General features: G+C 60.5%; 8 protein-coding genes. 7 read left to right on the top strand and 1 reads right to left on the bottom strand.

Translation table 11 applies throughout. From position 1 onward, the window contains the following. Positions 1-254 precede the first annotated feature (254 nt). The 7 genes from FE811_RS17635 to FE811_RS17605 are packed head-to-tail and all read left to right on the top strand — an operon-like array spanning position 255 to position 5,290. Positions 255-821: a hypothetical protein gene (locus FE811_RS17635; RefSeq protein ID WP_140848270.1), complete on the top strand. Its 567-nt coding sequence runs from the start codon at positions 255-257 to the stop codon at positions 819-821. Between the two features lie 45 nt (positions 822-866). Next, entirely contained in the window at positions 867-2,279 is a 1,413-nt protein-coding gene (locus FE811_RS17630; protein WP_140848268.1) for a mercuric reductase, read from the top strand. Next, complete coding sequence (locus FE811_RS17625) at positions 2,272-2,817, top strand: N-acetyltransferase (RefSeq protein ID WP_140848266.1); 546 nt, start codon at positions 2,272-2,274, stop codon at positions 2,815-2,817. The genes FE811_RS17630 and FE811_RS17625 overlap by 8 nt, the downstream gene beginning before the upstream one ends. After that, complete coding sequence (locus FE811_RS17620) at positions 2,801-3,259, top strand: carboxymuconolactone decarboxylase family protein (RefSeq protein ID WP_140848264.1); 459 nt, start codon at positions 2,801-2,803, stop codon at positions 3,257-3,259. The genes FE811_RS17625 and FE811_RS17620 overlap by 17 nt, the downstream gene beginning before the upstream one ends. Positions 3,260-3,265: 6 nt before the next feature. Then, positions 3,266-3,763, top strand: coding sequence for a peptide-methionine (S)-S-oxide reductase (locus FE811_RS17615; RefSeq protein WP_140848262.1), 498 nt, complete (start codon positions 3,266-3,268; stop codon positions 3,761-3,763). Between the two features lies 1 nt (position 3,764). Continuing rightward, positions 3,765-4,958, top strand: coding sequence for a sodium:proton antiporter (locus FE811_RS17610; RefSeq protein WP_255469769.1), 1,194 nt, complete (start codon positions 3,765-3,767; stop codon positions 4,956-4,958). Between the two features lie 14 nt (positions 4,959-4,972). Further along, positions 4,973-5,290 carry an antibiotic biosynthesis monooxygenase gene (locus tag FE811_RS17605; RefSeq protein WP_140848258.1) on the top strand — a complete coding sequence of 106 codons (318 nt, stop codon included), beginning with the start codon at positions 4,973-4,975 and terminating at the stop codon, positions 5,288-5,290. 14 nt (positions 5,291-5,304) lie between these two features. Here FE811_RS17605 and FE811_RS17600 read toward each other — a convergent pair whose 3' ends face one another. Then, a complete protein-coding gene (locus FE811_RS17600) occupies positions 5,305-6,237 on the bottom strand; it encodes a CorA family divalent cation transporter (RefSeq protein ID WP_140848256.1) in 933 nt (310 codons plus the stop codon). Positions 6,238-6,242: the final 5 nt, after the last annotated feature.

Below are 6,242 nucleotides of genomic sequence, written 5' to 3'. Positions count from 1 at the left end.
TCTCAGATTAAAGGGCAACGCGACAACCACGCAATCACCTAGTCGATGCAGCATTATCGGCGGCCGTGGGGGGCGACATGGCCCCATTCGACCGTCTGCTCGGGCTTTTGTCCGAGCCGTTCACCGAACAGTCGGGTGCCGAGGACTACGCCCGCCCCGCACCTGTAAGTTTCGGGAAATTCACCACCTATTGTGGCACCTGACACCAGACCTGTTCTGCCGAGCCAAGAAATAGACACGAGAGGAGGAAGACATTGAAAATCGAAGCGAAAGATGCCGTCGCGGCGCTGAGCGAGCTGTCAGAAATGGGGTTCACGCATGACTTCCGCATCCAGGAAGGCAAGCTTGTGGACGTCAGCACTGGACTTCCAGTCGAGCCGGCAACTGTCACCGTCGTGACCAAGCTGCGGTTCGAGACCGAGGCCGGATCGGGGGATGCCTCGAACATCTATGCGCTTGATGTGGGTAATGGCTTGGCCCGCGGGTTTCTGGTCGATGCGCTGGACCTTGAGGGCGAGGGCGCCCCGCAGGCTTTGATCGACAAGCTGCGAACCGGGGTAGCCGCGTCGAGTGCCGAGGGATCAGAGGCTGAAGATTTGCGCTATGGCGTTCGCAAGGTGCGTAAGGCCGAATTCAACGTGGACCCGGGACGCTATGTGCTTCGCGTGGGTTATCCGGATTTCCCACCATGCCCCTTCGGCCAAGGCTTTACAATGCTGGGCTATGACACAGCCGCCGAGGAATATGTCTGGCTGGTGACCAAGGTGCTGAAGGATGACCGGCTGCAGCGCGTTCCCTACCACGGCGTCGATCCGGCATAGACACGCAAAAGAGTCACGACAGGACAAACAGGGGACAGAACGCGAATGCTGGAATTTGATAGTATCATCATCGGGTCGGGGCAGGCAGCGCCGTCTCTTGCGGTGGGTCTCGCACGACGCGGAGATAAAGTTGCCCTTATTGAAGGTGACCGCCTTGGCGGAACCTGTGTAAACACCGGCTGCACGCCCACCAAGACCCTCCGCAAATCTGCGCGTGTTGCCCATCTGGCGCGGCGGGCCGCGGATTTTGCCGTCACAACTGGGCAGATCGAGGTTGACTTTCTAGCCGCTATGGAGCGGATGCGAGCGCGTTCGGACGCCGCGCGAGAGGGCTTGACCAGTTGGCTTGAGGGTACCGAAGGTATCACGCTCGTCCAGGGCTGGGGCCGCTTTGCCGGGCGCGAGGTGGATGGCCGCTTCCGTGTCATGGTTGGCGATCAGGGGTTGCTGGCACGCCAGGTCTATCTGAACACCGGCACAAGGCCCTTTCTGCCCCCGGTTCCGGGGATCGACACCATCATACCGTTGAACAATGCCAGTCTTCTGGCGCTGACTGAAAGGCCCGACCATCTGATCGTGGTGGGTGGATCCTATATTGGGCTGGAACTTGGCCAGATCTTCCGGCGTCTGGGATCTCAGGTCACCATCCTGCACCGCGCTGACCGTCTGGCCGAGCGGGAAGATGCCGATGTGTCTGGCATCATCGCCGATATCATGCGCGCCGAGGGCATCGACCTGCGCTTGAACGCGCCCGTAGACTCGGTTGGCAAATCGATGCGCGGTGTTATGGTCACGCTGGAGGATGGCACGGAGCTTTCCGGCAGCCATATCCTGTTTGCCACCGGCCGGGTGCCGAATACCGATGAGCTGAACCTCGCCTCGGTCGGGCTGACCGCCGACAAGCGCGGGTATATCGTCACCGATGCGCAACTGAGGACCGAGGTGCCGGGCATCTGGGCCTTGGGCGACATCAATCGGCGCGGCGCTTTTACCCATACCTCCTATCACGACCATGAAATCGTGCTGGCCCACCGCGACGGGCTGACCGACCTGCACCAGTGGCAGGGCGCGGACGCCCGCATTACAACCTACGCCATGTTCACCGATCCACCGCTCGGTCGGGTCGGGCTGACCCGGGCTGAGGCGCAGGCGCTGGTGGCCAACGGACAACGCATCCTGATCTCCGACCTGCCCATGGAGCGGGTAAGCCGTGCGAAGGAAGAGGGCGAGACGATCGGCCTGATCCGGCTGATCGTCGATGCCGAAAGCGAACGGTTCTTGGGCGCAACCGTCTTTGGATTTGCCGGCGACGAGATCATCGCCGCGCTGACGAATTTCATGGCGACCGGCGCAAGCTACCGGATCATGCAGCAGGCCCTGCCGGTTCATCCCACGGTGGCGGAATTCTTGCCTACGATCCTTGCCGGATTGAAGCCCCTTGAGGCCACAGATGGCTGATATCACGCTTTTCGGCGAGGACCGCTGCCACAAGACGCGATTCTATCAGGCCGCCTTGGCCGAACGTGGACTCGACTACGAACTTGCCGAGGTGGACAAGGATCCAGATGCCGCGCGGCGTCTGACGGAGTTGGCGGGAAGTGCGGACAAGTTTCCCACCTTTCAGATCAAGGGCCGTAAGGTGCGCAATCCGACTTTGCCCAAATTGGACAAGGAACTTGCGCGCGCCGGGCTATATGATCCTGGGCTTGTCCATGACGAACGCGGCCACCGCTTTGTCCGCCACATGACGCCCAGCGATGCCTTTGTCAGCTACCACTGGCAGGGGGATCGCATGGTGTTGGGCCATATCGAAACTGACCCTTCGTTGCGGGGCACGGGTCTAGGAACCCGCTTTGCGACCGAAGTTTTCGATTTGGTGCAGTACCGCCCGCATGAAATCCGGCTGACTTGTCCTTTCCTGCGGAAGATCGCCGCCAGTCGCCCGGAGTGGCGACAAAAATTTGCCCTCGGAGGTTGTGATGACTGTCAATTTTGAGAACACCCGCTTTGATCCGGACCTGATCGAATTTCACGGGATTGCCAAGCAGATGGCGGCCTCGGTCGGATATACCGCCGATATGTCGATCGACGCGCAACTGGCCCAACTCCTGCGGCTTCGGGTCGCGCAGATGAACCCCTGCTCTTACTGCCTGATCCTGCATACCAAGGCCGCTCAGGAACGCGGTATTGGCCTCGAAAAAGTGGCTCATCTGGCCTCCTGGCGGGAAAGTACGATGTTTTCGGACGCTGAGCGCTGCGCGCTGGCCTATGCTGAGGCGCTGACAGCCTATGATCTGACCGTCTTTCCCGCCCGCCATGCCGCCCTGACCACACATTTTGACCAGACTGCCATAGCCGAGATCGCCGCGGTCGTGATCAACATGAACCTCTGGACCCGGCTCAAGCTGGCCCAGGGTGCAGTTCCAGTCGAGGTGTGATTGACAATGGCCAGTGCAGGGTTCGGAGGCGGTTGCCATTGGTGCACCGAGGCGGTGTTCCAATCACTGCGGGGGGTGGCCAGGGTCGCCCAGGGCTTTATTGCCGCCGATCCGCCGCAGGAGACCTTTTCCGAGGCGGTGAGCGTCACATGGGATCCGGACCAGATCGGATTTGACGATCTGATCGCGGTCCATCTGGCGACACATGCCAGCATGTCAAATCACAAGATGCGCGGGAAATATCGCAGCGCGATCTATGCAAGGGAGGAAACCGATGCCGCCGCCGCCCGCCGGATCCTCGCCGATCTTGCGGCGCAGACCGACAGTGTGTTCGTGACCTCAGTCCTGCCGTTCCGGGCCTTCAAGCCATCGGATGAACGGTTCCGCAACTACTACGACCACAACCGCGGAGGCCCGTTCTGCGAGGCCTATATCGAACCCAAGCTGGCCCTCTTGCGGGCCCGTTTCGCAAGTCTTCGGCGGGAGGCCGTGACCATTGATTGAGATGCTGGCCATTCTCGCGGCCTTTGCTGCCTATTCGCTGTTCAGCAAGCGGCTGTCGCGGACGGTGTTGACCTTGCCGATCCTTTTCACCGGATTGGGACTTGCCCTGAGCGGGCCATTGCAGGCTACCCTGCCGCCCGGCACCGTGCATGAGGGCAAGATTATTCTGGCCGAGGTGACGCTCATCCTTGTGCTGTTTGCAGATGCGAGCCACGTGCAGTTTCGTCGGTTGCGGATGAACTGGGCGCTGCCCGCGCGGATGCTGGTGGTCGGTATGCCCCTCACAGTCGCCCTTGGAACGGTGGTGGCCTTTGGGCTGAACCCGGGCACAAGCCTTGCCATGGCCCTTTTGACAGCGGCGGTTCTGACCCCCACGGACGCGGCACTGGGACAGGCGGTCGTGACGAACCCTGAGGTTCCCGAACATCTCGGGCAGACGATCAACGTCGAAAGCGGGCTGAACGACGGGCTGGCACTACCCTTTGTCGTGCTGGGGGCTACGCTTGCCTCGACGATGGTAGGCCATGAACCGGTGTCGGGCCTGCATCTCGCGGTCGAGGCGCTGACCGAGGTGACCTTTGGCGTACTCGCTGGTGTTGTCACCGGCTGGGCGACAGCAAAGGCAATGGACTGGTCACAGACCCGCAACCTGATGCAGGTCTCGGCGGGGGCTGTGCTGTTTGTCCTTTCGGCCTTTTCGGCCTATGTCTCGGCTGCTTTGCTGGGTGGAAATGGCTTTGTAGCCGCCTTTGTCGCCGGGATGACCTTCGGAAATACCTATCGCCATGAAATTCATTTCATCGGTGAATTCATGGAAGGCGTGGGCCAGCTTCTGACCATGGCCGCCTTTCTTGTCTTCGGAGCGTTCCTGCTACCGGACGGTATTGCCCACGCGGGGGTGACAACAGTTATCCTCGGTGTGTTGTTCCTGACGGTTGTCCGGATCCTGCCCATCGCGATCTCGCTTACCGGGACCGGGTTGCCCCTGCGGGAAAAACTGTTTCTGGGCTGGTTCGGCCCGCGCGGCCTGGCCTCGATCCTGTTCACTCTGCTGATGATGGCCGAGTTCGATTTCCCCAACGAGGAAGAGCTGCTGGCCTGCGTGTCACTGACTGTCGGGTTTTCGATCATCATGCACGGTATCACCGCAAATCCCTTGGCCCGTCGCATCGGGCAAACCCGCAACCAGATGTAGAAAGGAAAGTAAGAATGGCGATGCATGTCGAGGTATTCCGCCACCGCGTCGACCCGGATTTTCAGGGCGAGTTCGATGATCTTTATGCACGTATGGTCACCGTTGTGCGCGGTCTAAACGGCTACATCAGCCACAAGGTCTTTACCGCCGATGACGGCGAAAAGGTCTTGATCGGCTATTTCGAAAGCTTCGACGCCATTGAAGAATGGGATGTCCATCCCGAACACAAATACGCCAAAGAGCGCGGCAAGGCCGATGTCTTTACCGAATACGATGTGATCGTGGCCGAAGTGGTGGAACACCACAGCAAGCCACCCCGGGGGACCTTGTGATCAGCCAGATCCTTTCACAGCCATTTACGCCAACGAAACAGCGCCAGCAGCCCAAGGCTGAGCGCAAGGCAAATGGCTGTCAGGATCCAGAATCCCTGCGGGCTGTCTTCCAACGGCAGCCCCATCAGATTCACCCCGAACAGGCCGGTCACAAAGCCAAGCGGCAGAAAGATCGTCGCCGCTGCGGCAAAGGCGTAGGACGAGCGGTTCAACCGACGGTCCTGGATACGGCTGACCTGATCGTTCAGGATGGCAATCTGTTCGCGCAGGTTCTGCAGCGTTTCAAGATACCGCAGCAGTCGGTTCAACCCATCGTCAAGCCGGGCGCGGCTGCGGTCGTCCAGAACCGGGTGGTGCAGGGTCGAAAGCGTTTCCAGCACTGGACGCTGCGGCGCCAGATGCCGCAGAAAGCCGCTGATGCGAGTTTCGGTATCGGCCATGTTCGGGCAGGCGAATTCCAGCTGGTGGTTGCCGATCATCTGGGCGATCTGTGTGGTGTCATCCTCGATCATCTCGACCTGCGTCTCAATCTCATCCAGATGCTCCTCCACCAGATCGGCCAGAAAGGCACCTGGTGTGGTGGGACCGCCGTCGTTCGTCAGGCGCGTCGCAATTTCAACGATCGGATCGACATCGGCCTCGCGCGTGCTGATCACCCGATGGGGCGTCAGCCACAATCGCATCGAGATCATGTCTTCGGGGCGCGCCATTTCCTCTCCGCGCAGATGCATGGCCTTCAGAAGGACCATGATCCCCTCGTCGCGCACCCTGATACGCGAGCGGGTGTCCTCTTCCATCAGCGCATCGACGATCAGATCGTCCAGCGCCGCTTCGTCCATCAGATAACCCGAAGTCTCCGTGTGGCGGATGCACATGTGCAGCCATTCGCCGCCACCTTTCAGTGGCAACAGATGCAGGAAGCCAGGCGTGGTGCGGGCGGTGTCCATGTGGT

It is taken from the genome of Paracoccus sp. FO-3, assembly GCF_006386455.1.
Taxonomy (GTDB): Bacteria; Pseudomonadota; Alphaproteobacteria; order Rhodobacterales; family Rhodobacteraceae; genus Paracoccus; species Paracoccus versutus.
The sequence above is the reverse complement of the archived record's forward strand: the minus strand, read 5'-3'. Positions and strand labels throughout refer to the sequence as shown.